The organism is Microcoleus sp. S36b_A4, assembly GCF_036700645.1.
In the GTDB taxonomy this organism is placed as follows: domain Bacteria; phylum Cyanobacteriota; class Cyanobacteriia; order Cyanobacteriales; family Microcoleaceae; genus Microcoleus.
This window is the reverse complement of the sequence record NZ_JAUBPI010000088.1, coordinates 1-26,397: the sequence shown is the minus strand read 5'-3', so window position 1 is coordinate 26,397 and position 26,397 is coordinate 1. Positions and strand designations below refer to the sequence as shown.

Genomic DNA, 26,397 nt, shown 5'->3' with positions numbered 1-26,397 from the left:
ATTAATTATGAAATGGAACCGAAAGATCAAAAACAAAGGTAACGCGAGTTAATGCAGTTTAGATGTCGAACAGCTTAGGAGTTCGAGTAATAGTTGCTTAACTTGCTTTTCTTGCCAGATTCCCCCATTTTGCAAAAGCTTTAATAAATTATCGCCATCGACAAACTGTTGTACGAGATACAAATAGTTGTCTTGTTCAAAATAGGCATCTAGGGATGGAATGTGGGGATGTTGTCCTAGCTGTTGCAGTTGTCTGGCTTCTTGCTGAAATAATTCTACCGCTTTGTTCATCGCCCAAGTTCCCTGGGCATTTGGTGCTAGTTGTTTAACGACACAGCGTTGATTTAGTCGATCAATATCTTCTGCTAAATAAGTTCTGCCGAAGCCACCTTGAGCGAGGAATCCGATGGGGCGGTAACGCCCTCGCAGGATTGGCACGAGTTTGACGCCACAAGTCATGCAATATGTTTGCCCGTCCGGGTTTTCAGGCTTTTCGCAGTTGGGATTGATACAGCAAATCATTTATTTTAGGAATGATATTGTTTATATTATATAGTGTCTAAGAACCCCGACTTCTGTTATAGGTTTTTCTAAGAATCGTGAATTTTGTAAGAAGTTGGGGTTATTGCGCGTGTTTTAAACCCGGAGATCCCCCCTAGCCCCCCTTAAGAAGGGGGGGACAAGAACACTCAAAGTCCCCCTTCTTAAGGGGGATTTAGGGGGATCGAAACTTCACGTTGTCAAACAGATGCAATCCGACGCTCGATCGCATTATAGAACCGATCGCCCATCTCACCCATCGCAACCTCAATTAACACTTGATTGTCAGCAGTCACAACCCGCAAAGGTGATTCAGCACAGCAAACTACACCAATTTTTTGCCACATTTTTGTCAAATGTTCTTGCAGGTAAGCTTCCCAAATTTCTTGATTTTTCGGTGCGACTGAAACTACAATGCAGTTGCCCATTTCACCAAACAAAATTTCATCCCAGCGGCCGACCTTTTCCGAATTAAAACTGAGATGAATTTCTGCACCCATTTTAGCAGAGATACAGCATTCCGCGAGGGCGATCGCAATTCCACCTTCCGCACAATCATGGGCAGAACATACCCAACCTTGCCGAATTCCATCGCGACAAACCGATTGCACTTTTCTTTCTAACTCAAAATCTATCCTTGGCGGTTTCCCAGCTACAATCCCGTGAATTGCCGCTAAATATTCCGAACCACCCAAAGTAGGAGAAGTTTCGATTTTTGAGCTTTCCGATGGAAGTTCTGGGTTTTGGGATGATTCACCAATTCCCAGCACATAAATTAAATCACCTTTCTTTAGCCAAGCTTGGCCAGAAATCTTCTTTAAATCGGGAATTAACCCCACCATTCCGATTACCGGAGTCGGATAAATTGGTTGAGGATTTCCCTCAGCATCAACCGTTTCATTGTAAAGAGAAACATTGCCACCAGTAACAGGCGTTCCCAACTCCCGACAAGCATCAGCAATCCCGCGACAAGCTGACGCTAACTGCCAATATCCGATCGGCTTTTCGGGACTGCCAAAATTCAAATTATCAGTAACTGCCAGAGGTTCAGCGCCCACACAACTTAAGTTTCTAGCTGCTTCCGCTACGACTGCTTTTGCACCTTCATAAGGATCGAGATAAACATAACGAGAATTGCAATCAACCGTTGCAGCAACTCCAGGAATCATCCCCAAGGGCGCTTCCTTCTTGCTAAGGGGGGGAGAAACTTTTGGAGTTTCCCTACCTTGTGCCTTTGTAAATAGAGGAATTACCTCTTCTTCCTGTTTGCTTTCGGAAGCTAGAGAAACAGCATTTTCTCTCAGTAGATCCCCCTTAGCAAGGGGGTGTACTTCTAACCCGTTAGCAAGGGAAGAGTGGCAGGGTTCTAGCGGACGCAATCTGACAACCGCAGCATCTGCACCACCAGGTAAAATAACAGTATTGTTTTGCACTTGATGGTCGTATTGGCGATAAACCCAGCGTTTAGAAGCGATGGTGGGAGTATCTAAAAGTGTCAGCAAAATCTGGTTCCAAGTTTGAAAATCACCGTTAATTTCGATACCTTTAACTGTGGATTGTGGCAGCGAAGCCGCCGTCCATTCCCATGCTTTTTTAGCATATTCTGGCGGTTCTGTCAACAATTCTCGGTGATAAATTGGCGTGTTATCTGCCAAAGCAGTTGCGGTAATTTCGGCAGCGATTTCGCCTTTAAAGAGAATTCGGACGATCGGCTCTTCGATGACTGTCCCCGCTACTACCGCGTGCAATCCCCATCTGTGGAAAATATCGATTAATTCCTGTTCCCGTCCTTTTTGGGCAACAAACAACATCCGTTCTTGGGATTCCGAAAGCAGGTATTCGTAGGGAACCATACCGCTTTCTCGAACGGGAACTTTGTCTAAATCGAATTCAATGCCGACGCCGCCTTTGGCTGCCATTTCTGATGTCGAACAGGTGATTCCCGCTGCACCCATATCTTGGGCAGCGACGACTGCACCGGTTTTGAATGCTTCTAAACAAGCTTCAATTAAGGATTTTTCTAAAAATGGATCTCCTACTTGGACTGCGGGGCGATCGTCCATTGATTTGTCAGTCAATTCGGCACTGGCAAAACTTGCTCCTCCCATGCCATCGCGCCCGGTAGTTGAACCGACGTAAAGCACTGGATTTCCGATGCCGGATGCCCCGGATTTGACGATTTCTTGAGTTTCCATTAAACCCAAGGCCATGACGTTAACTAATGGGTTGCCAGAATAAGCCGGATCGAAATAAACTTCGCCTCCAACTGTGGGTACTCCGATGCAATTTCCATAATGGGAAATTCCCGATACTACGCCTTTGAACAATCTCTGAGTTTTGGCATCGTCTAAGTTACCAAAACGCAGGGAATTTAAAAGTGCGATCGGGCGAGCACCCATTGTAAAGATATCGCGGAGAATCCCCCCGACACCGGTTGCTGCACCTTGGAAAGGTTCGACTGCTGACGGGTGGTTGTGGGATTCAATTTTGAAAGCGAGTTGCAAGCCGTCTCCCAAGTCTACGACGCCGGCATTTTCTCCGGGCCCAACGAGAATTCGATCGCCCTCTGTGGGAAACTGTTTTAATAGTGGCCGCGAATTTTTGTAACAGCAGTGTTCGCTCCACATGACGCCGAACATTCCCAATTCAGCTTTATTAGGATGGCGACCTAGACGCTGAACAATTTCTTCATATTCTTCAGGTGTGAGTCTTTCAGCGGCAATTTGTTCGGGCGAAAATGGGGATTCGGAGATGGGAGACATGGAAACTCGTTATAAACCACAGGCTTTATTCTAAATGCCCTTTGGTTGGTTAATCTACAATCTATAATCTAAAATCTAAAATCCTAGGTATTTGGGTTGTGAATCTAAAATCTAAAATCTAAAATCTAAAATCTAAAATCGAATGACTTTACCTCAAAATCTCAATTTTGCTAACCAAAACTTGCGGAACCGTTCTTTTAAAGGGCTTGACTTATCTGGGGCGAATTTCAGCGGTTGCGACATTCGAGGCTGCAATTTCACCGGGGCGATTTTGAGGGGGGCAAATTTTCAGGGTGTCAGAACCGGACAAAGCCGCAGGCGGGTGAGAAATTTGATTGCTAGGGCTGGGGTGACAGCGGTGACAGTGACGACGGCTGGGGCTTTGATTGGACTGATAGCCGGGGCGGATGCGGGGGCTGTGGCGGTGGCTGGAACGGCTGCTACGGCGATTGCTGCGACTCGGTGCGAGGCTGGAATTGTGGCTGGGGCTGTGGCTGGGGCTGCTGCTGCGATCGGCGCTAGCGGTATTGTGACATTTTTGGGCGGAGATACTATCAGGGGAATTGTCTTATTTTTGGTTTCTGGGGTAATTCTTGGGTTAACTGCGATCGGCTTTTTTATCGCTGTTGAACAAATAGAAAAATTGTCAATAACGTCATTTAGAAAGGCTGATTTGACTGATGCTGTATTCGATCCGGGGGCGGTTCTAGATGCAGATTTTTCCGACGCGCGAGGAGTGCGATGGTAGACAACCTGCTTCTAAAATCTAAAATCTAAAATCTAAAATCTAAAATCGGATGACTAAGTTTCCCCACGATCAGTTTGCAAAAGAATACCTGCAAGAGTTATTGTCGCCTCTTGGAGAAGTAGAAACGAGCAAAAATGTCACTGCTGAAGTTAGAGAAATTGATGTTTGGTTTCAACCAAATTCTTTTGATGGCGAATATGTCCAAAGTTTGGGTTTGTTAGGTAAAATGGCTGCAACGGCGGCGATAATTGAACCGTTTCGCAATCCTGTGACTGCTGAGGGAATTTTTAGCTGTGTCGTTAAGTTATTAAATAGTAGGGCAGAACTGGGGCGGCGGGCTAATCGAGAAAATCAACGTTTTGAGGAAAGACAATTACCGATGTTGTGGATTCTCACTCCCACTGCTTCGGAAGCTTTATTAAATAGTTTTGGTTTTCGGACTTCCGAAGAGTCTGAGGGCTGGGGGAGGGGAATTTATTTTTTATCGGAGGTTTGGAGAGTTGGGTTAATCGCTATTCACCAGCTACCGAGGACTCCAGAGACTATATGGTTGCGGATGTGGGGTAGGGGCAGGGTGCAGCAAGGGGCGATCGCGGAATTAACTGCATTTCCCATTGATGCTTCAATTCGAGCTAATGCGCTACAATTACTTTACATCTTGCAGGAAAATTTGCAAGCGAATACACCAACTAATCCCACAATGGATGATGAAGATCAGGAGTTAGTTATGGCGATCGTACCCCTTTTTCAACAAAAGTTACAAGAAGCACGAGAACAAGGTCTTGTACAAGGTATTGTAAAAGGTCTTGAGCAAGGAAGAGAACAAGGTCTTGAGCAAGGAAGAGAACAAGGTCTTGAGCAAGGAAGAGAACAAGGACAGCGGTTAATTTTAGAGAGTTTCTTGCAGGTAAGATTTGGGGAGTTAGACCCGCTAACTGTCACCTTTTTGCGCCCGGTATCGGCTCTACCTACTGCCGAGTTTACTATGTTGTTAGTCCAATTATCTATGCTGCCGATCGCCCAAACCGATCGCCAACAAGTCCAAAATTTGCTAGCGGAAAGTGTTTTGAACAACCGCTTCAGCCAATCAGGACAAGAAGAACGCCCGGTTAATCTCATCCCCAATTTGCTCGGCTTATCCCCAGAAAATTTATCATTACTGCTGTCAGAATTGCCTCAATTATCCCTGGAAAATCTGATAGCTAGATTGCCAGTTCGATCGACTTAAAAACTAACAATGTGGCGAGCACCTCTGCTTTTGAAACAAGTCGGGGTTCTGGGTGTATAATCAGAGACTGTGGTAATTTGTCATTTGCCGATGAAATTGCGATCGTTCTTTTCTTTCCTCATTGCTGGCGTCTTGGCACTTTTAGGCTTGAGTGCCGGTGGTTTTTACTGGCTGACAACTCAAACTCCCCTGAATTTGCTCGCTGGCGGGCCGACAACTACTCCGGCTGCGGCTGTGTTTGTCTCGAAACAAGCACCTTTGTTAGCTTCAATGTTGGTAAATCCCGATCGCATCGAAGCATTGCGACAAGTTTTTGCCACTCCCGAAGAAAGAAGTCGATCGCACGCAGAATTTGAGCAAATCAAAAAAAGTCTCCTCGGCAATACAGGCCTCGATTACAGTCGAGATATCCAACCTTGGATAGGTGACGAAATAACCCTCGCCGTTACAACGCCAGATTTCGATGGCGACAGCAGCAACGGCCAACAAGCCGGGTTTTTGCTGGCGGTTTCCTCCCAAAAGGTCGATCGCAGCCAAAAATTTCTCGACTCCTACTGGCGCCAACAATCTCGTGCCGATAAAACAGTGCAGTCGGAAATATATAAAGGCGTGAAAATTAATTATAAACAAGCACCCATAACCAAGAAAAAATCTGCTTCACTTTCGCCTTTTAACCAGTTTTCTGTGCCGACTTCCAAGTTGCCATCCAGCTTCGCAACAGCAGCCATCAACGGACATTTAAATTCTGGGAATAACCAAAATTTTGTTTTATTTGCCAATAGCCCAAATGTGATTCGAGATGCAATTAATAACGTTGAATCAGCCAACCTAACTCTCAACAATACCCCCGAATATCAGAAAGCTTTGCAGCAGCTAAATCAAGGCAGAATCGCTTTAGCATTTGTCAATCTCCCGCAATCAGCAACCGAGCAAAATCTCCAAGTTTCTTTTAATTCTCTCGCAGTTGCTGTCGGAGTCAACCGACGGGGATTGCTGGCTCAAACTGCTTTAGTGACATCGCGAGAAAACACAGCTTCTCCAACACTCTCCGAACCTGTGCAAGCCTTGCAATACATTCCTTCAGCCAGTCCTTTCGCGATCGCCAGCACCGATTTAAGGAATTTTTGGGCTGATTTGTCATCGGCGGTTTCCACTAATGCAGAAGTCTCAAATTTAGTCGATCGCACCCTGGCAGATATTCAGCAAGTTTGGGGCGTCAACCTGCCACAGGATATATTTAACTGGGTACAAGGAGAATACGCTCTAGCAGTGCTTCCGAATTCCTCAAATAGTGCTGACTGGATTTTTGCCGCCGAAAAATCTCCTGATTCCCAAAAGGCGATCGATAAACTCGATGAAATTGCCCGCAGCAAAGAATACAGCATCGGCAGCTTCACTCTCAGAAATCAGAAAATTACCGCTTGGACGCAGTTGACAACAAACCCAAATTATGGAGAAGAAAATAATAGAAAAAGTGCGATCGAAACCGAGGCAAAAGGAGTACGAGCCAGCGTCGGCAAATACGAAATTTTCACCACTTCAGTAGAAGCAATGGACGCAGCACTAGAAGCCGCTGAAACAGGCTCTTTATTTGCCAATCAAGATTTTCAAACCAGCATTGAACCGCTACCGCCATCTAACGACGGCTATTTTTATTTAGACTGGCCCTCCAGCAGGCCAATTTGGGAAAAACAAATCCCGCTGTTGAGGTTAATTGAACTTTCGGCAAGACCATTGTTCGATCACTTGCGATCGCTTACTGTCACCAGTACGGGAGAAATAACAGGAATTCGCAAAGCTACTATATTTATGCGGCTGAATTAGTCAGTAGTCATTAGTCAGTAGTCAGTAGTCATTAGTCAGTAGTCAGTAGTTAGAAGGAAGAAGGAAGAAGGAAGAAGGAAGAAGGAAGAAGGAAGAAGGAAGAAGGAAGAAACTATGCCCAATTCCCTATGCCCCATTCCCCATTCCCAATAACTAAGGACTAATAACTACTGACTGCTTCCCCTTTTTCTGTTGCCCAAAATAAGCTTGAAACACCTCTTTGGCGATCGGGGCCGCGGCAACAGAACCATAACCGCCATTTTCCACAATCACGGCGATCGCAATTTCCGGCTTGTCAGCGGGCCCGAAGGCGACATACAAAGAGTGATCCTCCTGTCCAATGACCTCCGAAGTCCCTGTTTTGCCCGCCGTCAGTGGAATCGTACCGTCATTCATCCCCTGTCCCGTACCCTGGGCAACTACCGCGATCAGTCCTTCCTTCACCACCTGAATGGTTGAAGGTTTCATCCCCGTATGTACCCGTTTAGTCTCCGCTGTGCCGGTCATAGAAGTTAACAGATGAGGCTTCACCCGATAACCGCCATTAGCGATCGAACTCACCATCACCGCCCCCTCCAAAGGAGTCATCAACACCAACCCCTGACCGATCGACATCGTTACCGTATCACCCGCATACCAAGGTTCTTTATAAAGTTTTTCCTTCTCCTCCGGCGTCGGGATTTGACCGTAATCGCCGCCACCTAGCCCCAAAAGATTCAAATCCGTATCCTTGCCAATTCCCAGGCGGTGTCCCCACTTAGAAATTTGCTCCGGCCCCGTACTAATCCCCACTTGATAAAAAAATGTATTGCTGCTGAAAGCCAAAGCATCCCGAAAGCCGATGTCGCCGTAACCGCCGCTGTGTTCGTTAAAATCAATTCCCCCCACAGTAATGTAAGAAGAAGTACCGAGAATTGAGTCCGGCGAAAATTTGCCCGACTCCATGCCCGCGACGGAAGTCACAATTTTAAAGGTGCTGCCGGGGGGATAGCCTTGCATGGCCCGATTCAAAAATGGATTTTCGGGGTCTTGAAGAGTTTTCCACTCATCCTTAGTGATTTTTCGCGTAAACAGATTGGGATCAAAAGTCGGGTGGCTGGCCATAACTAATACCGCCCCGGTTTTGACATCCAGCGCCACTACTGCTCCCCGGCGCTGCCCCAAGGCTTTTTCGGCTGCTTTTTGCATAGACAAGTCTATGGTTAGCTGCACCGCCTCACCGGGTTTGGGCGGTGTATCTCCCATCAGTCGCAATTCTTGATTTTGGGCATTTACCTCGATCAGCCGATCGCCCCAAACTCCGGCAATCTTCTGGTTTGAGCTCGCTTCTATGCCCATTTGACCGACAATCATCCCCATCGGATATTCGGGATGATCTTCTAAGTCTGCTGCGGTAGCTTCGCCAATATATCCGATCACGTGAGCGGCCAAACTGCCTTCGGGATAGTAGCGGTTCGCTTCTGGCCGCACTTCCACTCCCCGCATTTGTCCCACCTCTTCTGCTAGTGGCACAAACACCTCTGGCGGCATTGCTTGCTTGAGCCGCACCGGTCTGTAGGATTGAGGATCGACCTCTTTTAATTTTTTTAAAATTTCTTGTGCCGGGATTTTAACCAACGGACTCAACTTTTCTGCTGTCGCTTTCCACTCTTCCGACGTTTGTTCTTTCGGCCACAAGTATACCGATCGAGCTAAATTGTTTGCCGCTAGTAACTTGCCTTGGCGATCGATAATGTGTCCGCGATTCGCCGGCATGGGAACTAGGCGAACGCGATTGTTTTCGGCTCTTTCCCGGTTTTGCTTCCCTTGTATCAGTTGCAATTCCACCAGCCGACTAGCGTGCAGGCCCAGCAAACCGGTCGCCACCAGCATTAACACGATCGCCCGGTGTATCGGACGCTCCTGTTTCTTAGGAGTTTCCGCCAGGGTTTTGTCAGAAGAGTGAAATGCTGAGATCGAATAAACTTGTCGTTGCATCATTCTATAGGTAGATGTCAAATCCTAGATTTTAGATTCTTGAATTGTCAATTTTGAAGTATACATCATCAAACCGGGGACGATCGTGCCTTGCCCGTTGGGGGAAACGGAATGATTAAGCGTTAACTTTTGACTAATCACTAATTAACTCATGACTGCTCACTAATCCCCCAAGCACCAAGAAATACCCAGAAAAATCAAGGTCAGGCTCAGCCAATTAGGGAGGTGGAGCCAGCCAGATAGACCTATAGGTAACAATACCAAGGCCTGTGTCAATAGGGAACCGATCGCCAACAGGAATGCTAGGAGTATCAAATTTATCATCTTGACACCGTACAATTTCGGATATGAGTCGATCGCCTGTGGCAGAAATCCGACTGGCACAACCGAGCGCGATCGTACACGGATTGTCCTGATAGACATAAGGAAGAGAAGCCAGGAGGTTTTGAACTAATTTAAAAATTATTCTTCCTCCATAGTTTGTATTCAAGGGGCTGCGATGGGTAAATTCTGAGTTGTGATTTTAAGTTGTGACCGAGGAGTATTACCATGTTGTTTAATCAGCGAGCCAATTTCAAAAACGGTGCGCTCTTGGCTGCGATCGCCGCGATCGCCGCCCTACCAGTTTTAGCAGAAACAGCCAATTTCGGCACTTTAACTTTATCGCGAGGTTTTGCAGCCCCAACAGCAGTTTTGAGAGGTTCTACAGGCGGATCGTACTCTCTATCTGTCATAGCCAACGCCGATCGCCACAAAAACAAATGTTTGGGTTTTGCCACCCCAACTCCCGACCACATCATAGTCTTGCAGCAAAAATTTTCAAAACTCACGCTCCAAGTCAACAGCGGAGGCAAGGACACAACCTTACTCGTACAAGGCCCCGGTAATGCGGTGCGCTGCGGAGACGATATAGGTCAGAATAAAGATGCTGGCATACTTGATTCTGACTGGCAAGCAGGCTCTTACAGGATTTGGGTAGGTACTGTCGAACCCGGAGTCAAGTCTAACTATACAATCTCAGTACAGGAATAGTCAGTAGTCAGTAGTCAGTAGTCAGTAGTCAGTAGTCAGTAGTCAGTAGTTATTGGTTATTTGTTATTTGTTATTGGTTATTGGTTATTTGTTGTCAGTTCCAATGCCCCATGCCCCATGCCCCATGCCCAATTCCCAATGCCCCATGCCCAATTCCCAATTCCCCATGCCCCAATTTCCCCAATCTCCCACTCTCTTAATCTCCCACTACCCAATCTCCCGATCGACCGCTCACTTCCGCCATCCAGTAAAATGTAAAATCGAAAGTGGCGTGTTTAACCAAAATAGGTAACTCCGAAAGTGCTAAAGACTCTTAGAGCTGACTTCAGTATAATTTTCGATCGCGACCCTGCCGCTCGCAACTGGCTGGAAGTTTTGTTTTGCTACCCCGGTCTTCAGGCCCTAGTGCTGCACCGCCTCGCACACTGGCTTTATGTGTTGGGACTTCCCTTCATCCCCCGCTTGATTTCCCACATTGCTCGTTTTTTGACCGGAATTGAAATCCACCCAGGGGCAACCATCGGCAAAAGCGTATTCATCGACCACGGTATGGGGGTTGTGATCGGCGAAACAGCGATTATCGGCGATTTTGCCCTAATTTACCAAGGTGTCACCCTTGGCGGTACTGGCAAACAAAGCGGCAAGCGTCACCCTACCGTCGGCGAAAACGTAGTTGTCGGTGCCGGCGCCAAGGTACTCGGCAATCTGCAAATTGGCAATAACGTCCGCATCGGCGCCGGTTCCGTCGTACTCCGCGACGTACCATCTGACTGCACAGTGGTAGGGATTCCCGGCCGCATCGTCTATCGATCGGGAGTGCGCGTCAATCCCCTAGAACACGGCAGTTTGCCGGATTCGGAAGCTGTGGTAATTCGCTCTTTGCTCGATCGTATCGAATCCCTCGAACAGCAAGTAAAAAGTTTGCTTCCTCAAGCATCTGTCTCCTTAAATTCTGTTCCCAATTCGCCTTCAGGATTCCCAACTTTAAATCAAACCAGCAATGTAGCTGTAGCTGAAAAAACCCAATTAGCTGTTGCTACCACTTGTCAGTTAAAAGATAAAGCAATTCAAGAGTTTTTTGACGGCACCGGCATCTAAAATTTGAATTGGGCATTGGGCATTGGGCATTGGGCATTAGGCATGGGGCATTGGGCATTGGGCATTGGAACTGACAACAAATAACCAATAACCAATAACTAATAACTAATAACTAATAACTAATAACCAATAACTAATGACTACTGACTAATGACTTCTTTTTCAAGGATTAACAGATCGCACAGACCAATTTCCCTCCCCGTCGCGCCGATAAAGCGATCGGTTTTGCGGTTCCCCCCGCAACTCTAACAAATCCACCGTTTCCGGTTCCAACAACAGCAAGCAAAAATTAGGCAGCGGCTCGATCGCATTTGGGGAAGCAGAATCAAAAGCACTAGCCTCGGCTTTGTCATCCCCCGGCTGCGGCCAAGCAAACTGCGCTCTAGCCGCCTCAGAAAGCTCCTGCCAAGTTGTGCACCGCAATGAGAACAACTCTGCCTCTGGATAATCTGCCCCTACCAAAACGAGCTTTCCAGCAATCCGAAATTGTTCACGAGTTTTCGGGAAATACCAGCAAATTTCCCCCCAAGGATAGAGGTTAATTTCCTCTGCCTTTTGACTGCGAATATCTGTAATAAACTTTAAGTGATTAGTATCTGCTAAAAAGCCTCGAAACACCACAGTGCGGTTAGCCGGTCGCCCGGTAGCCCGAACCGTTGCTAGTTGCAAGTAGCGGGAAAAAGCAAGACTGCGATTGCGGTGGAGCGCGCGAGCTAAGGGCGATCGCCAAAGTGCTAAAGACATAATTAATAACCTATCATATTAGTCATTAGTCATTAGCCATTAGGAATTGGGCATTGGGTATTGGGCATTGTTAACCGTTGACTGTTAACTGTTAACCGTTAACTAATGACTAATGACTAATGACTACTGACTAATGACTAATGACTCTTCTTTCTCCTATTGGTAATTCTATGTCAAATTCACTCTCAAAACTCAAAACTATTGAAACTCCCCACAGTGGCTACCACTGGGACGGCAGTTCCCGCCGCTTTTTTGAAGGCTGGTACTACAGAATAACATTACCGATTCACGGACAATCCTTTGCATTCATGTATTCCATCGAAGATCCCAGAGGCGGTCAACCTTACAGTGGCGGTGCAGCTCAGATTCTCGGCCCGAAAGATAGCTATTTGTGTCGCACTTTTCCCAATGTAAATAAGTTTTGGGCGGATCGAGAAAGCTTAGGTTTCGGACATTGGGGCAAAACAGATTTACAAATTAAACCCCAATATTTAGAGCCGCAAGTATTCGACAGCCGCGTCGAAGAAGGCTATCAAGCTACTGCTCGTTTGAATCAAGGTTATCTGCACGATCCGGGAAGTGGCAGCCACTGTTTTTGGCAGTATGAAATCCAACCTATTTATGGCTGGGGCAACTCTCAGGAACTCCAGAAATCTACGGCGGGAATGCTATCTTTTCTCCCCGTATTTGAGCCGGGCTGGCAAATTTTAATGGCTCACGGTTTAGCCACGGGCTGGATTGATTGGAATGGCGAACGCTACGAATTTAAAGATGCTCCCGCTTACAGCGAAAAAAACTGGGGCGGTGCTTTTCCGCAAAAGTGGTTTTGGATTAATTGCAATTGTTTTCAAGGCGAAAAGGATTTAGCTTTAACCGCTGGTGGCGGCAAGCGGGGCGTGCTGTGGTGGATGGAATCGGTAGCAATGATTTGTCTGCATTACCGAGGCAAGTTTTACGAATTTGTGCCTTGGAATTCGGAAGTTAGTTGGAATATTGAACCTTGGGGAAGCTGGACAATGCAGGCTAGAAATAGTCAGTTTGAAGTTGAGTTAATTGGCACTACAACCAGTCCTGGTACTTATGTGCGAACTCCTACAGAAAAAGGTATGGCTTTTTGCTGCCGGGATACGACGCACGGCGAATTGCGCTTGCAATTGCGAGAGTTGTTGGGGGGAAATGTGGAAAAAAATGGCAAGCAGCGTTCTAGAATTATCTTAGAGGCTCAAAGTTATTTATCGGGTTTGGAAGTTGGAGGCGGGCCTTGGGATGAAGTTTGGCGATCGAATTAAATCAGTAGTCAGTAGTCAGTAGTCATTAGTCCGTAGTCATTAGTCCGTAGTCAGTCCTTATTAGTCCTTAGTCAGTTAATAGTTAACAGTAGTCTTAACAGCCATGATCAATTTACTCGGTTGGCAATTAGGCAAATTCTACCGCAGCCAGCGGTTACAAAAAACTTTCAAAGTTATTTTGGGACTAATTTTATGTTTGAGTACAATTTTGAGGCCGGCAGCAATTGCTAGTGCTGCAGGTGATTTGTCGCGCCAACCTGTCACCGAAATTACTGTTAGTTTGGGTAACGAAGCTGGGGAACTTAAGTTTTTTCCCAATCTGCTAGAATTTGAATCGGGCAAGCGCTATAAATTAGTGCTGAAAAATCCCAGTTCGCAGAAACATTATTTTACTGCTAAAAACTTTGCTGATGCGAGTTGGACTCAAAAAGTTGAAGCGGGTAAGGTGGAAATTAAAGGAGCGATTCACGAATTGGAACTTAAACCGGGCGCTATGGCAGAATGGGTGTTTGTGCCCGTGAAATCGGGAACCTACAACCTGCGCTGTACGGTAGCCGGACATACGGAAGCGGGGATGATTGGCAAAATTACGATCGCCTCTTAAATCCCAATCTCCGTTCAATTTCAGATGAATTACCGAAAATCGATCGAACTTTCGGCCATCTAGACACTTATCAAGTAGACTCTAGCGGAGCCATTGTCAGTCCTGCACGGCTCAATTGCATATGATAAAGTTCTGCTTGCTCTTGCGGGCCAACCCAGACGGTGGCTTGGCCTTCGTGGTGGATTTGGTTGGCGAGTTTCCAAGCTTGATCGCTCGTCATGCCTGGAATGTATTTCGTCAAACATTCCACAACGTGCTGGAAAGTGTTGAAATCGTCGTTGAGGACTATTACCCGATAGTTGGGATAAGGTTTGCGGGTAACTTGACTCGATCGAACGGGTGCTATGGTTGGTGAAGAGGTCATCGCGCGAACAGCCACTGAAACTACAAAATTCGTAAAATAGTTACCTCTAAAATCATAACATAATTTCAGATTTTTTCAATTCCTACTTGGTATTTTGATCTGCTTCGGGGTTTATTTTCACCACCGAACCCTGCGTTAGATTTCTCCAGAAAGTCTTGTGGGGATTAGGGGTTAGACACCCTGCCCCCCATTGACAGGCTTTTCGGGAGAAATCTATTGCACCGCGCCGATTACACTAAAGTTAACTCTCGATTGAGTTCAGAAGTGTCAGCGTCAGAATACGCTTGCACCAGAAGTTGCTTTAAATCTTCAATCAGCGGATAGCGGGGGTTAGCTCCGGTACACTGATCGTCAAAAGCTCGATCTGCCATTTCCTCAACGCGAGCAAAAAAGAAATCATCACTCATTCCCTGACTGGCGATCGCCTCCTGAATCGTGCTAGGAATATCTACCTGACGCTTCAGATCTTCCACCGCTGCGATCAACTTCTCAACTTTTTCATCTTCTGTATCGCCGCCCAAATTCAGATAGTCCGCAATTCGAGCATAACGCCACTTGCTGTTAGGATACTTGTTTTGAGAAAAAATCGCTTGTTTGAACGGAACATCCGTTGCATTGTAGCGAATTACATGGGAAATCATCAGCGCATTCGCTAAACCGTGAGGGACATGGCAAGTTGCACCTAATTGGTGAGCCATTGAGTGACAAACCCCCAGAAAAGAGTTAGCAAATGCCATCCCGGCGATCGTAGCAGCATAATGTACTTTCTCCCGCGCTTTCGGATCATTAGCACCATTTTTGTAAGCGCTGGGCAGGTATTTAAACAGCAAACGAATCGCTTCTAAAGCCAAACCATTTGTATACTCAGAAGCCAACACAGAAACATAAGCTTCTAAAGCGTGAGTTAGCGCATCAATGCCACCGTAAGCAGTCAGTTTCCGTGGCATATTCAGCGTAAGCTCTGGATCGACGATCGCCATACTCGGAGTCAAAGCATAATCTGCAAGCGGATACTTAATCCCCGATCGTTCATCCGTAACAACCGCAAAAGGCGTGACTTCCGAACCCGTTCCCGAAGTAGTTGGAATTGCCACCATAATTGCCTTTGAACCCAAAGGCGGCAGTTCGTATACCCGCTTGCGAATATCCATAAACCGCATCGCCAATCCTTCAAACTCAATTTCTGGATGCTCGTACATCAGCCACATTACTTTAGCAGCATCCATCGGCGAGCCACCACCAAAAGCAATAATCACATCTGGATGGAAACTATTGCAGATTTCTAAACCTTTGCGAACAGTAGCCAGCGAAGGATCGGGTTCCACATCGTAAAATGTGTAGTGATCGATGCCGATTTCTTCCAAACTATCTGTGACTTCCTTAATCAATCCCAATTCAAACAAAGGTTTATCGGTCACAATCAAAGCACGTTTCTTACCTGCAAGATCCCTCAAAGCAACAGGAAGACAACCAGACTTAAAGTAAATCTTGGGAGGAATGCGGAACCAGAGCATATTCTCGCGCCGTTCTGCTACGGTTTTGATATTGAGCAGGTGATGGGGTGTCACGTTGACAGAAATGGAATTATCGCCCCAGCTACCGCAACCGAGGGTAAGGGAGGGATCGAGGCGGAAATTGTACAAATCGCCGATCGCACCTTGAGAAGAAGGCGTATTAATCAGCACTCGCGAAGTCTCTAGTTTGCTTTCAAAATAACGAATGTGCTTCTGATTGTGCGGAGCGGTGTAGAGTACAGAAGTATGTCCGTGCCCGCCAAAAATTATCAGCGCTTCGGCTTTGTCTACTGCTTCAGTAAAGTCCTTGGCGCGGTACATTGCGAGAATCGGCGAAAGTTTTTCACAAGCAAAGGGTTCTTCTTTACCTATAGCATCAACTTCTCCAATCAAAACCCTGATGTTTGACGGCACTACAAAACCCGCAATTTGCGCCACTTTTTGCACCGATTGTCCGACTATTTCGGCATTCAATCGACCATCAATTAAGATTACCTGCCGCACTTTTTCCCGTTCTTCAGCATTCAGGAAATAAGCACCGCGCTTGATAAATTCCAGTTGCACGGCATCGTACACCTCATCCACAACAACCACCGATTGTTCCGAAGCACAAATCGTGCCGTTGTCGAAAGTTTTGCTGAGCAAAATTGAGCTGACAGCCATTTGGATGTGGGCGGTTTCATCGATGATGGCGGGAGTATTTCCCGCACCGACACCGAGGGACGGATGCCCTGAAGAGTAGGCAGCTTTTACCATTCCCGGCCCGCCAGTTGCCAAAATTAGTTTGATATCGGGGTGCTGCATCAAAGCTTGGGAAAGCGGCACAGTGGGCTCGTCAATCCACCCAATAATATCCGGTGGTGCTCCTGCCGCTACAGCAGCATCTAGGATGATTTTTGCCGCCGCAGCCGTGCAGGATTTGGCGCGGGGATGGGGAGAAAATATAATGCCATTTCTCGTCTTGAGCACGATTAAAGATTTAAAGATGGTGGTGGAAGTCGGGTTAGTTACAGGAACGATTCCCGCCAGCACTCCCACGGGTTCGGCAATGCGTTCGTAACCAAAATGCCGATCGGACTCGATGATACCGCAAGTCTTGTCGTTTTTGTATTTGTTGTAAATCATTTCCGAGGCAAAATGATTTTTGATTGCCTTATCTTCGATCACTCCCATTCCCGATTCTTTGACTGCTGCCTTGGCTAAGGGAATGCGGGCGGCATTAGCGGCTAAAGCTACTTGCTTGAATATGCGATCTACTTGTTCTTGAGTGTAGGTGGCAAATTCAGCTTGGGCTGCTTTTACTTTTTGAATTAGGACTTCTAATTCCTCTAAATTGGTAACTTTCATGTTGTTTTTCCTGATGTTTATTTTGGAAAAATTATTGCCTCAATCTTTGATTGTTAGGGAACCCGCATATCAAGGCAGATAATTTCAATATTGTGGGGGATTTGTGAACGCGGTCTTTAATTATTATATACCGCTAGCTCCGATCGCATGGACCCCGCGACTGCGAAAAATATCAACAGTTTGTTGCACGAGTTCCGGTGAAGCTGCAGGTGTATCCTTGAGTTCGTAATCCAGTTTTAATTGTTCCCATTTGTATTCTCCCATTTTATGAAATGGTAAGACTTCTACTTTTTCCACATTGGTCAAATTGGCAATAAAATCCGCTAGTTTTTCTACGTTTTCGATGGCATCTGTGAGGTGAGGAACTAGAACGAATCGAATCCAGGTCGGTTTGCCAATTTCGCTGAGATATTTGGCCATTGCTAAAGTAGGCTCGATCGACACATTGGTGACTTTGTAATACAGTTCGGGAATGTAGGATTTGATGTCCAATAAAACCAGATCGGTCATTTCCAGAACCGGTTTAGCAACGTCTAAAACACAGAAGCCTGATGTGTCAAGGGCTGTATGCAATCCCATTTGATGACAGCGACTAAAGATTTCTCTGACAAAATCCGGCTGCATCAACGGTTCGCCGCCGCTGACTGTAACGCCTCCTTTCCGCAGGTAGGATTTACATTTGGTAATTTGATCGATTAAATAATCGACGGTTACTTCTTTACCATCGTGGGAATTGCGGCAGTCGGGATTGTGACAGTAAAGACAGCGTAACGGACAGCCTTGGGTGAAGACGATAAACCGGATTCCGGGGCCGTCTACAGTACCAAATGTTTCGATTGAATGAATGCGACCAATTCCAGACATTTAATTTGCTGTTGGTTATGTTCCGAGATAATGAATTAATCCGCTGCGATCGGAAAGTCTCTGAGGTCAAACGAGCTGAAAAATAGATACTGTGATTGCTACATTCCTCGCGGCGGACAACCGCTAACTTACCCACAATGAACCTATTGCACTCCCAAGCTCTCAATTCCCTCAATTATCTGCGTTAATCTGTGTTAATCTGCCTTACATCTGCGGTTTTTAGAGCAAAGATTCATGCAATAAGTCCAATCACTGCTGGGATTTAGACTCGTTCGTGGAAGGTGCGTTTAATCACATCTAATTGCTGTTCGCGGGTAAGTTTGATGAAATTAACCGCATAACCGGAGACGCGAATTGTTAGCTGGGGATAGTTTTCTGGATGTTCCATCGCATCTAGTAATGTTTGCCGATCGAGGGCGTTAACATTGATGTGATGGCCGCCATCGTGGAAGTAACCGTCTATAAGACTAACTAGGTTATTAGTCCGATCGCTCTCCATTCTGCCCAAGGCCTGCGGTAGAATCGAAAAAGTATTCGATATGCCATCTTGACAATCGCTGTAAGGCAGTTTTGCTACAGAAGATAAGGATGCGATCGCCCCACAGGAATCTCGGCCGTGCATCGGGTTAGCACCGGGAGCAAAGGGTTCGCCTGCTTTACGTCCGTCGGGAGTGCTACCAGTTTTTTTGCCGTACACTACGTTAGAAGTAATCGTGAGTACCGATTGAGTCGCTACAGCGCCGCGGTAGGTTTTGTGCTGGCGAATTTCGTTCATGAAACTTTGCACAAGTTCGATCGCCACACTGTCTACGCGATCGTCATTATTGCCGTATTTGGGATATTCTCCTTCGATCGAGTAATCCACTGCCAAACCTTGCTCGTTGCGAAGCACTTTAACTTTAGCGTGTTTAATCGCCGAGAGCGAGTCCGCTACCACAGACAGTCCGGCAATTCCGCAGGCCATTGTCCGGTAAACATCGCGATCGTGCAATGCCATTTCTAGGCGTTCGTAGCAGTATTTGTCGTGCATATAGTGAATGACATTCAACGTATTGATATACGTTTTTGCCAACCACGCCATCATGTCGTGGAACCGCGCTCTTACCTCGTCATAATCGAGATATTCGGTAGTAATCGCTGGGAACTGCGGCGCAATTTGGTCGCCGGACTTCTCATCTTTACCGCCGTTAATCGCATAGAGCAAAGTCTTAGCTAAGTTAACTCGCGCGCCGAAAAACTGCATTTGCTTGCCAATTCGCATCGCGGAAACACAACAGGCGATCGCGTAATCATCGCCGTATTGAGGACGCATCAAGTCGTCGTTTTCGTACTGAATCGAACTCGTCTCGCTGGATACCTTCGCACAGAATTGTTTGAAGTTGTCCGGCAAGTTTTCCGACCACAAAACTGTGAGATTTGGTTCGGGTGCAGTACCGAGGTTTGACAGGGTGTGTAAGAATCGGAAACTGTTACGAGTTACCAATGTTCTACCGTCATCGCTGATACCGCCGATCGCCTCTGTTACCCAAGTTGGATCGCCAGAAAACAGAGCGTTATAGTCGGGAGTTCGCAAAAACCGCACCATGCGGAGTTTCATTACAAAATGGTCGATCAGTTCTTGCAATTCCACTTCGGAACTCGCGCCACTTTGCAAATCGCGCTCGAAATAAATGTCTAAAAACGTCGATACGCGACCGAGAGACATCGCTGCCCCGTTTTGTTCTTTCACTGCTCCCAAGTAGCCAAAATACACCCACTGGACAGCTTCTCGTGCATTTGCTGCCGGACGGCCAATATCAAAGCCGTAGCTAGCCGCCATTTCTTTTAACTCAAACAATGCCCGAATTTGCTCGGATAACTCTTCGCGCAAACGAATTGTCGCCTCGTCCATCGCGTCTAGTTCGAGTGATTCTTGCTGTGTTTTTTTATCATCAATTAGGCGATCGACACCGTACAAAGCAACGCGCCGATAGTCACCGATAATCCGCCCTCGTCCGTAGGCATCTGGCAAACCTGTGATGATACCAGAACGTCTCGCCAGACGCATCGAGCGCGTGTAGACATCGAATACACCATCGTTATGAGTTTTGCGATATTTCGTAAATATTTCTTCCGTTTGCCCATCGAGCTGATAGCCGTAAGCTTCTAAACCTGCCTTGACCACGCGAATTCCGCCAAAGGGCATAATCGCGCGTTTCAAAGGTCGATCTGTTTGCAAACCTACTATTTGTTCTAAGTCGCGATCGATGTATCCTGCTGCATGAGCCGTGATAGATGTGGGAACTTTTGTATCAACATCCAATACACCTTTTTCGCGCTCTTGCTTCATTAATTCCAGAACTTTTTGCCAAAGCTGCTGGGTTTTTTCGGTTGCTACTGTGAGAAATTCTGCATTCCCTTCATAGGGGGTGTAGTTTTTTTGAATGAAGTCTCTGACGTTGACTTCCTTTTTCCAGTTGCCTTCAGTAAAGCCGTGCCATTCTGCAAACATAGCTTGCATTCACCTCAAATTTTTGTTAGCGATCGATCTTTTCTTCTTCGACCACTACATCTAGTATATATTTAATTTCAATATTTTAAATACCCAGTTCGCTATTTGTTACAAAAATTGACTTGCTAATTCCGTGGGAAGAATTAAGATAGATAGTAGGCAGAACAACCTCTGGGATTTGTGAGCAAGCTCTGACAAAATTGGATTCCGAACTAATAGTTAGACAACGGAAATGTTGTTTAAGTGCGGGTCGGTCGGGAACGCGCAATGAGAGTTTGGGTCGCGAACTGCGAAGACCAGAAGAAGAGGAAGAAAAAGCAGAAAAATAGCAGAAGAATAGCAGAAAAATAGTTCAGATTGGATTAGAGAATTGTTATCGAAAGCAGAGCAATATTAATTGCTGATTAATTGAACAAGGGTATTATGCAGATAAATTCAAGAAATCAAAGCACTGCGAGCGATCCGGCTCACGATATTTGGAAAGAACAGCGTCATCCGCTCGATCGGATTTTTCGGCCTCGCTCCGTGGCTGTAATCGGCGCAACAGAGAGAGAAGGAAGCGTCGGACGTACTCTCCTGTGGAACTTGATTCGGAATCCGTTTGGCGGAACAGTTTTTCCGGTGAATCCCCAGCGCCACAGCGTGTTGGGGCTCAAGTCTTATCCTGACATTGCTAGCGTCCCGGAAGTAGTGGATCTGGCGGTGATTGCTACGCCTGCTGCTGGGGTGCCACAAGTGATCCGCGAATGTATCGCTGCTGGGGTGAAAGGGGCAATTATTGTTTCTGCTGGCTTTAAAGAAATTGGCGCGGCTGGGGAGGCTTTAGAACAGCAAGTTATGGCCGAGGCGCGTCGGGGCGGAATGCGGATTATCGGCCCAAATTGCCTCGGTGTGATGAATCCTGTGGTTGGGCTGAATGCTACTTTTGCAGGTACGATCGCCCGTCCGGGTAATGTCGCCTTCATCAGTCAAAGCGGCGCCCTCTGTACTTCGATTCTCGACTGGAGTTTGGGGGAAAATGTCGGTTTTAGCGCCTTTGTATCGATCGGCTCTATGCTCGATGTCGGTTGGGGCGATCTGATCGAGTATTTCGGAGACGATCCCCATACTCACAGTATCGTTTTGTACATGGAATCTATGGGTGATGCTCGTTCGTTTCTGTCCGCCGCCCGCCCAGTGGCGATCGACAAACCGATCATCATTCTCAAGGTAGGACGTACCGCCGCCGCCGCCCAAGCCGCCGCTTCCCATACGGGAGCTTTGACCGGCAGCGATGACGTGCTTAACGCTGCTTTCCGCCGCTGTGGCGCGTTGCGGGTACATACGATTTCCGATTTGTTCGACATGGCAGAAATTCTGGCCAAGCAACCGCGACCGCAAGGCAACCGCCTATCGATCGTCACCAATGCAGGAGGCCCGGGGGCGATCGCCACTGATGCCTTAATTAGCGACGGCGGTGCGCTGGCAGATTTGGCACCGGAGACGCTGCAGCAGCTTGATGAGTTTTTGCCACCTCAGTGGAGTCATCACAACCCGATCGATATTTTGGGCGATGCTAGTAGCGATCTTTACGCCAAAACTCTAGAAGTTGTCGCTCCCGATCCCAATAGTGACGGATTGCTGGTCATCCTGACGCCACAAGCGATGACGAATCCGACGCAAACCGCAGAAAAACTCAAGTCTTACAGCAAACTCGGAAAGCCCTTATTGGCAAGCTGGATGGGCGGTGTGGAAGTGTCAGCGGGAACGCAAATTCTTAATCAGGCAAATATTCCGACTTTCCCCTATCCCGATACCGCCGTCAGGTTATTCAACTATATGTGGCGGTACACATACAACCTGCGCGCTATCTACGAAACGCCTTCTCTCCCCGCTGATCGCGAAATCGAGACTTCCGGGTGTGCGACTGCGGCGAAGATTTTGACTGCTGCCCGCCAAAACAATCGCACTTTATTAACCGAGTACGAATCAAAACAGTTGCTGGCAGCTTACGGCATTCCCACCGTAGCGACAGAAATTGCAGCGAGTGCTGCCGAAGCTGTGGAAATTGCCGATCGCCTCGGTTATCCAGTGGTGCTAAAACTCCATTCTGAGACGATTACTCACAAAACCGATGTGGGGGGCGTAAAACTAAATTTAGGCGATGCTAACGCTGTAATTAGTGCCTTTGAGGCGATCTCCCAGCGGGTACGGGCGATAGATCCTGCAGCGTTTCTTGGCGTAACCGTGCAGCAGATGGTGCATTTGGAAGGCTATGAACTAATTTTGGGTAGCAGTATTGACCCACAATTTGGGCCGGTGATGCTGTTTGGTTCCGGCGGACAATTAGTGGAAGTATTTCAAGATCGATCGCTAGCACTTCCGCCTTTAAATACCACCCTAGCGCGGCGGATGATGGAGCAAACTCGCATCTATAAAGCTTTACAAGGAGTGCGCGGTCGATCGGCAATTGACCTGGTACAACTCGAACAGTTATTAGTTCGTTTCAGTCAACTGATTGTAGAGCAACCTCAAATTGCCGAGATTGATATTAATCCGCTGTTGGTTTCTCCTGAAGGTGCGATCGCTCTTGATGCCCGTGTTGTTCTGCAAACAACAGAAAACCCCATTTCACCCGCGATTCGCCCCTATCCTACGCAATACGTTCAAACATGGTCAACGGACGGCGATCGTCCCATCACGATCCGTCCGATTCGTCCAGAAGATGAGCCGCTGATGGTGCTGTTCCACGAAGAACTTTCCGAAGAGAGCGTGTATTTGCGCTACGCTCACATGGTAAAGTTAAAGCACCGCATTGCTCACGAACGTTTGACCCGGATTTGTTTTATTGACTACGATCGGGAAATGCTGTTAGTAGCCGATCGTCAAGACCCGGAAACCTCAGAACACCGGATTTTGGGAGTAGCGCGTCTGAGCAAACTCCACGGCACAAACCAAGCCGAATTTGCCCTCATCGTTAGCGATAGCTATCAGCAGCGCGGTTTGGGAACAGAATTATTGAGGCGGATGCTGCAAATTGGTCAGGAAGAGAAATTAGAGGCGATCGTTGGCTACATTCTCAATAGCAACTACAAGATGCAGAGCCTCTGTAAAAAACTAGGATTTGAACTCCAACCAGACCGAGGCGAAGGAATGTTGAAAGCTGTTTTTGTTTGCTAATAGCAAGTTGGGTTAAATAATTCTCATTCATCACAACTAAAGTCCTCACTACAAACTTTATCGTTTTGTAGTGAGGACTTTAGTCCTCAAACTAAGATGCTACTAAGCCGCCGCAGCCAAATTTGCTGCTGCAAACTCCCAGTTAGCCAAATTATCTAAGAAATTAGTAATGTAGTCGGGACGGCGGTTTTGGAAATCCAAATAATAAGCGTGTTCCCACACATCCAAAGTCAGCAACGGAGTTTGGCCGTGTGCAAGCGGGGTGTCAGCGTTAGCAGTTTTGGTGACTTTCAAAGTGCCGTTGTCCACAACCAGCCAAGCCCAGCCACTACCGAACTGAGTTGTCGCAGCAGTCTTGAATTCTTCTTTGAATTTGTCGAAGCTGCCGAAGTCAGTGTTAATTTTGTCAGCTAAAGCTCCTGTCGGAGTGCCACCGCCGCCCGGTTTGAGCGAATTCCAGAAAAAGTTGTGGTTCCAAACTTGACCTGCATTGTTAAAAATGCCTGCTTTGGATGGGTCTTTAGCAGATTCCTTGACAATTTCTTCAAGGGATTTGCTCGCCATTTCAGTCCCTTCAATCAGTTTATTCAGATTGGTGACGTAAGCAGCGTGGTGCTTGTCGTGGTGGAATGAAAACGTGTTGGCCGACATATGAGCTGGTTCTAGGGCGTCAGCGGCGAAGGGTAATGGTGCTAGTTCAAATGCCATGGTGTTCAATCCTCTCTGGATTACTTTGGGTTTTTCGGTTGACTTGGTGGCTTTTTTATGATTAAAGCCGACCGTCACTAGCTTGAGTGTATCAAGCTGTGGTAAATAATTCTTTACAATTTTCATATTTTATAGCAGTTGCAGCATTTTAGGATTCAGACTTCTATTTTTTAGATATCAAAGCTACCTATTGTCGGTTTCAAATAGCATAAAGTATTACTAAATGTCAAGCTACCTGGGAGACAAATAAAAGTGTGTGTGAAATTGTCAACCGCTCGAAATTTTATGAGACTGATAAATAGATTAAACCTGTAAATTATCAAAGATTAACCTAAGTTCAATTAAGCTGTAAGAAAGTCAAACAAGTTGCAGGAGCTGTCAATGGAAAAGCGTTTAAACAACTCGTCTAGTCACCCCCCTCAATGGTTGAATCTGCAATTAATCGTCACCGCTCTGGAAACAGTCCAAGACTTAATTGTCATTTCCCTATGTATTGGTTTGTTTTGTTTCATGGTGCTAGAACTGCGAGAAATGTTTTTCTCGCTGCTGCCTCCTTTGAATTTTCAGCAAGTGACGGCAGACATTCTATTTTTATTAGTTTTAGTGGAATTATTTCGGCTGCTAATTATTTACTTGCAAGAACAAAGAGTTTCGATAGGTGTGGCTGTGGAAGTCTGTATAGTATCTGTTTTGCGAGAAGTCATCGTGCGGGGAGTGCTGGAAACTCCCTGGGTTCAAATATTATCAACAGGCGCATTTTTGCTGGTTTTGGGAGTGTTGTTGGTAGTCCGAGTTTGGTTGCCCCCAACCTTCGAGGGAATTGACCCGGAACGTCGCATGGCTAGCAGAAATAGAAATCTATCAGACAATGAATCTTCTTCCGCATCTGTTGTAGCCAATAGCAAGTTTAATTCTCATTGAATATGGCATGACAGGCGATTTAAGATTTTAAATTTACTCTAATATTGCTTGTCGCGTTACCAGCCATCATTTCCCGTAAAACTTAGATGTTGAACCATTGTCAAGAACGGGCATCTTGCCCGTTCCACAGAGAGTAGATTTTATTGTAGGCTGGGCAGGAGATCCCACAGGGCTGTTTCATTCTCACGAAAATCAGGCTTTTGTAGGGGCGGTGCCAAGAGTGCCCGCCCCCCCACGGACGATGAAATCGATGTTTCAAATATCGGGGATCTTCATGAGAGATTGCCCCTACAAGAGAATGAAACCGCCCTGGGAGATTCCACCCAAAAAAGGATTATTGAGAATGGTGCAAGATGTGAGGTCAAATCAACCTGATAACGGTTGCAGTGAAGCCTAAAATCCTCTGAAAATTCAGAGGAATGTAGTCTTAACTACAAAGACAAGCTTCATCAATCATTCCCAATTATTCAAATCTAAAATCTAAAATCTAAAATAGTATTACCCGTTAGCCTGTAATTCCACCAAGCGAGCCAACACTTCTTTAGAATGAATCGCCGGATTAATCTTCACAAAGGTTTCACGCAAAATACCTTCAGGATCAATAATAAAACTGTGTCGCGCTGAGATAAAACTCATCCAAGAACCGTAAGCTTTACTCACTTTACCATCCGTATCAGCTAACAGCGGAAACTTCAAACCTTCCGAATCGCAAAATTCCGCATGGGAATCGACATCATCAGCGCTAATACCGATAATTTGAGTATTCTTTGCCAAGTATTTCGGCAAGTCTTGCTGAAATCTCCGCGCTTCGATGGTACATCCTGAAGTAAAGTCTTTCGGATAAAAATAGACTACCAGCCACTTACCGCGATAATCCGACAGGGACACTTGTCCGTCCCCGCTGTTTGTCGGCAAAGAAAACTCCGGCGCTGGTTGATTTACCGGAGGAAGCTTACCGCCGAGGGCAAATGCAGGTGTGGCAAAATTGAAACTTAGAAAAACTAGACAAATTGCCAATAAAGTGCTAAAAAACTTGCGACGCGACATCATAAATTTAGAATTAGAACTGTACTTAAGACAAGTTTACAGTTTTCTGATTAAATAGGTAGAGGCAGTGCGATTCGTTGAAACGTGAATCACGGTGAAAGCCCGTACATAACGTTTCCAGCCACAAGGCTGAACT

General features: G+C 46.5%; 20 protein-coding genes. 9 read left to right on the top strand and 11 right to left on the bottom strand.

The window, feature by feature from the left end:
- Positions 1-48: 48 nt before the first annotated feature.
- On the bottom strand, positions 49-522 hold the full coding sequence (locus QUA03_RS22815) for a 4-Cys prefix domain-containing protein (protein WP_333215205.1): 474 nt from the start codon (positions 520-522) through the stop codon (positions 49-51).
- A gap of 218 nt (positions 523-740) precedes the next feature.
- Positions 741-3,302, bottom strand: a complete 2,562-nt coding sequence (gene purL / locus QUA03_RS22810; protein WP_333215203.1) for a phosphoribosylformylglycinamidine synthase subunit PurL — start codon at positions 3,300-3,302, stop codon at positions 741-743.
- A 142-nt stretch (positions 3,303-3,444) separates the two neighbouring features.
- Here purL and QUA03_RS22805 point away from each other — a divergent pair, with 142 nt between their 5' ends.
- The 3 genes from QUA03_RS22805 to QUA03_RS22795 all read left to right on the top strand — a co-directional run bounded on the left by QUA03_RS22805 (position 3,445) and on the right by QUA03_RS22795 (position 7,102).
- A complete protein-coding gene (locus QUA03_RS22805) occupies positions 3,445-4,050 on the top strand; it encodes a pentapeptide repeat-containing protein (protein WP_333215202.1) in 606 nt (201 codons plus the stop codon).
- 49 nt (positions 4,051-4,099) lie between these two features.
- Positions 4,100-5,278, top strand: coding sequence for a flagellar assembly protein H (locus QUA03_RS22800; protein WP_333215200.1), 1,179 nt, complete (start codon positions 4,100-4,102; stop codon positions 5,276-5,278).
- Between the two features lie 69 nt (positions 5,279-5,347).
- Positions 5,348-7,102 (top strand): DUF3352 domain-containing protein, encoded by a 1,755-nt coding sequence (locus tag QUA03_RS22795; protein ID WP_333215198.1) that lies wholly within the window; start codon positions 5,348-5,350, stop codon positions 7,100-7,102.
- A 153-nt stretch (positions 7,103-7,255) separates the two neighbouring features.
- Here QUA03_RS22795 and mrdA read toward each other — a convergent pair whose 3' ends face one another.
- Complete coding sequence (gene mrdA, locus QUA03_RS22790) at positions 7,256-9,082, bottom strand: penicillin-binding protein 2 (protein ID WP_333215196.1); 1,827 nt, start codon at positions 9,080-9,082, stop codon at positions 7,256-7,258.
- A 214-nt stretch (positions 9,083-9,296) separates the two neighbouring features.
- Positions 9,297-9,569, bottom strand: coding sequence for a hypothetical protein (locus QUA03_RS22785; protein ID WP_333215194.1), 273 nt, complete (start codon positions 9,567-9,569; stop codon positions 9,297-9,299).
- A 59-nt stretch (positions 9,570-9,628) separates the two neighbouring features.
- Between QUA03_RS22785 and QUA03_RS22780 the strand changes: the two genes are divergently transcribed.
- Both QUA03_RS22780 and cysE read left to right on the top strand, forming a co-directional pair.
- Positions 9,629-10,111: a hypothetical protein gene (locus QUA03_RS22780; RefSeq protein WP_333035992.1), complete on the top strand. Its 483-nt coding sequence runs from the start codon at positions 9,629-9,631 to the stop codon at positions 10,109-10,111.
- A 300-nt stretch (positions 10,112-10,411) separates the two neighbouring features.
- Positions 10,412-11,209, top strand: coding sequence for a serine O-acetyltransferase (cysE, locus tag QUA03_RS22775; protein ID WP_242719981.1), 798 nt, complete (start codon positions 10,412-10,414; stop codon positions 11,207-11,209).
- Positions 11,210-11,371: 162 nt separating this feature from the next.
- Here the strand turns inward: cysE and QUA03_RS22770 are convergent, their stop codons facing one another.
- The gene (locus QUA03_RS22770) at positions 11,372-11,953 is read right to left on the bottom strand and encodes an Npun_F5749 family FMN-dependent PPOX-type flavoprotein (protein WP_333215192.1); all 582 of its coding nucleotides are present in this window, start codon (positions 11,951-11,953) and stop codon (positions 11,372-11,374) included.
- A gap of 170 nt (positions 11,954-12,123) precedes the next feature.
- Here QUA03_RS22770 and QUA03_RS22765 point away from each other — a divergent pair, with 170 nt between their 5' ends.
- Together QUA03_RS22765 and QUA03_RS22760 are read left to right on the top strand one after the other, a co-directional pair.
- A complete protein-coding gene (locus QUA03_RS22765; protein ID WP_333215210.1) occupies positions 12,124-13,242 on the top strand; it encodes a tocopherol cyclase family protein in 1,119 nt (372 codons plus the stop codon).
- Between the two features lie 103 nt (positions 13,243-13,345).
- The gene (locus QUA03_RS22760) at positions 13,346-13,846 is read left to right on the top strand and encodes a plastocyanin/azurin family copper-binding protein (protein ID WP_333215190.1); all 501 of its coding nucleotides are present in this window, start codon (positions 13,346-13,348) and stop codon (positions 13,844-13,846) included.
- Positions 13,847-13,916: 70 nt separating this feature from the next.
- Here the strand turns inward: QUA03_RS22760 and clpS are convergent, their stop codons facing one another.
- The 4 genes from clpS to pflB all read right to left on the bottom strand — a co-directional run bounded on the left by clpS (position 13,917) and on the right by pflB (position 20,426).
- Positions 13,917-14,210: an ATP-dependent Clp protease adapter ClpS gene (clpS, locus tag QUA03_RS22755; protein WP_006633998.1), complete on the bottom strand. Its 294-nt coding sequence runs from the start codon at positions 14,208-14,210 to the stop codon at positions 13,917-13,919.
- 230 nt (positions 14,211-14,440) lie between these two features.
- Positions 14,441-17,071, bottom strand: a complete 2,631-nt coding sequence (gene adhE, locus QUA03_RS22750; protein WP_333215189.1) for a bifunctional acetaldehyde-CoA/alcohol dehydrogenase — start codon at positions 17,069-17,071, stop codon at positions 14,441-14,443.
- Between the two features lie 123 nt (positions 17,072-17,194).
- Entirely contained in the window at positions 17,195-17,935 is a 741-nt protein-coding gene (pflA, locus tag QUA03_RS22745) for a pyruvate formate-lyase-activating protein (RefSeq protein WP_333215188.1), read from the bottom strand.
- 262 nt (positions 17,936-18,197) lie between these two features.
- Entirely contained in the window at positions 18,198-20,426 is a 2,229-nt protein-coding gene (gene pflB, locus QUA03_RS22740; RefSeq protein WP_333215208.1) for a formate C-acetyltransferase, read from the bottom strand.
- A 423-nt stretch (positions 20,427-20,849) separates the two neighbouring features.
- Between pflB and QUA03_RS22735 the strand changes: the two genes are divergently transcribed.
- The gene (locus QUA03_RS22735; RefSeq protein ID WP_333215186.1) at positions 20,850-23,585 is read left to right on the top strand and encodes a bifunctional acetate--CoA ligase family protein/GNAT family N-acetyltransferase; all 2,736 of its coding nucleotides are present in this window, start codon (positions 20,850-20,852) and stop codon (positions 23,583-23,585) included.
- 102 nt (positions 23,586-23,687) lie between these two features.
- Here QUA03_RS22735 and QUA03_RS22730 read toward each other — a convergent pair whose 3' ends face one another.
- Complete coding sequence (locus QUA03_RS22730) at positions 23,688-24,293, bottom strand: superoxide dismutase (protein WP_333215184.1); 606 nt, start codon at positions 24,291-24,293, stop codon at positions 23,688-23,690.
- A gap of 381 nt (positions 24,294-24,674) precedes the next feature.
- Here QUA03_RS22730 and QUA03_RS22725 point away from each other — a divergent pair, with 381 nt between their 5' ends.
- Positions 24,675-25,214: a phosphate-starvation-inducible PsiE family protein gene (locus QUA03_RS22725; protein ID WP_333080611.1), complete on the top strand. Its 540-nt coding sequence runs from the start codon at positions 24,675-24,677 to the stop codon at positions 25,212-25,214.
- A gap of 498 nt (positions 25,215-25,712) precedes the next feature.
- Here QUA03_RS22725 and QUA03_RS22720 read toward each other — a convergent pair whose 3' ends face one another.
- The gene (locus QUA03_RS22720) at positions 25,713-26,264 is read right to left on the bottom strand and encodes a peroxiredoxin (protein ID WP_333215182.1); all 552 of its coding nucleotides are present in this window, start codon (positions 26,262-26,264) and stop codon (positions 25,713-25,715) included.
- Positions 26,265-26,397: the final 133 nt, after the last annotated feature.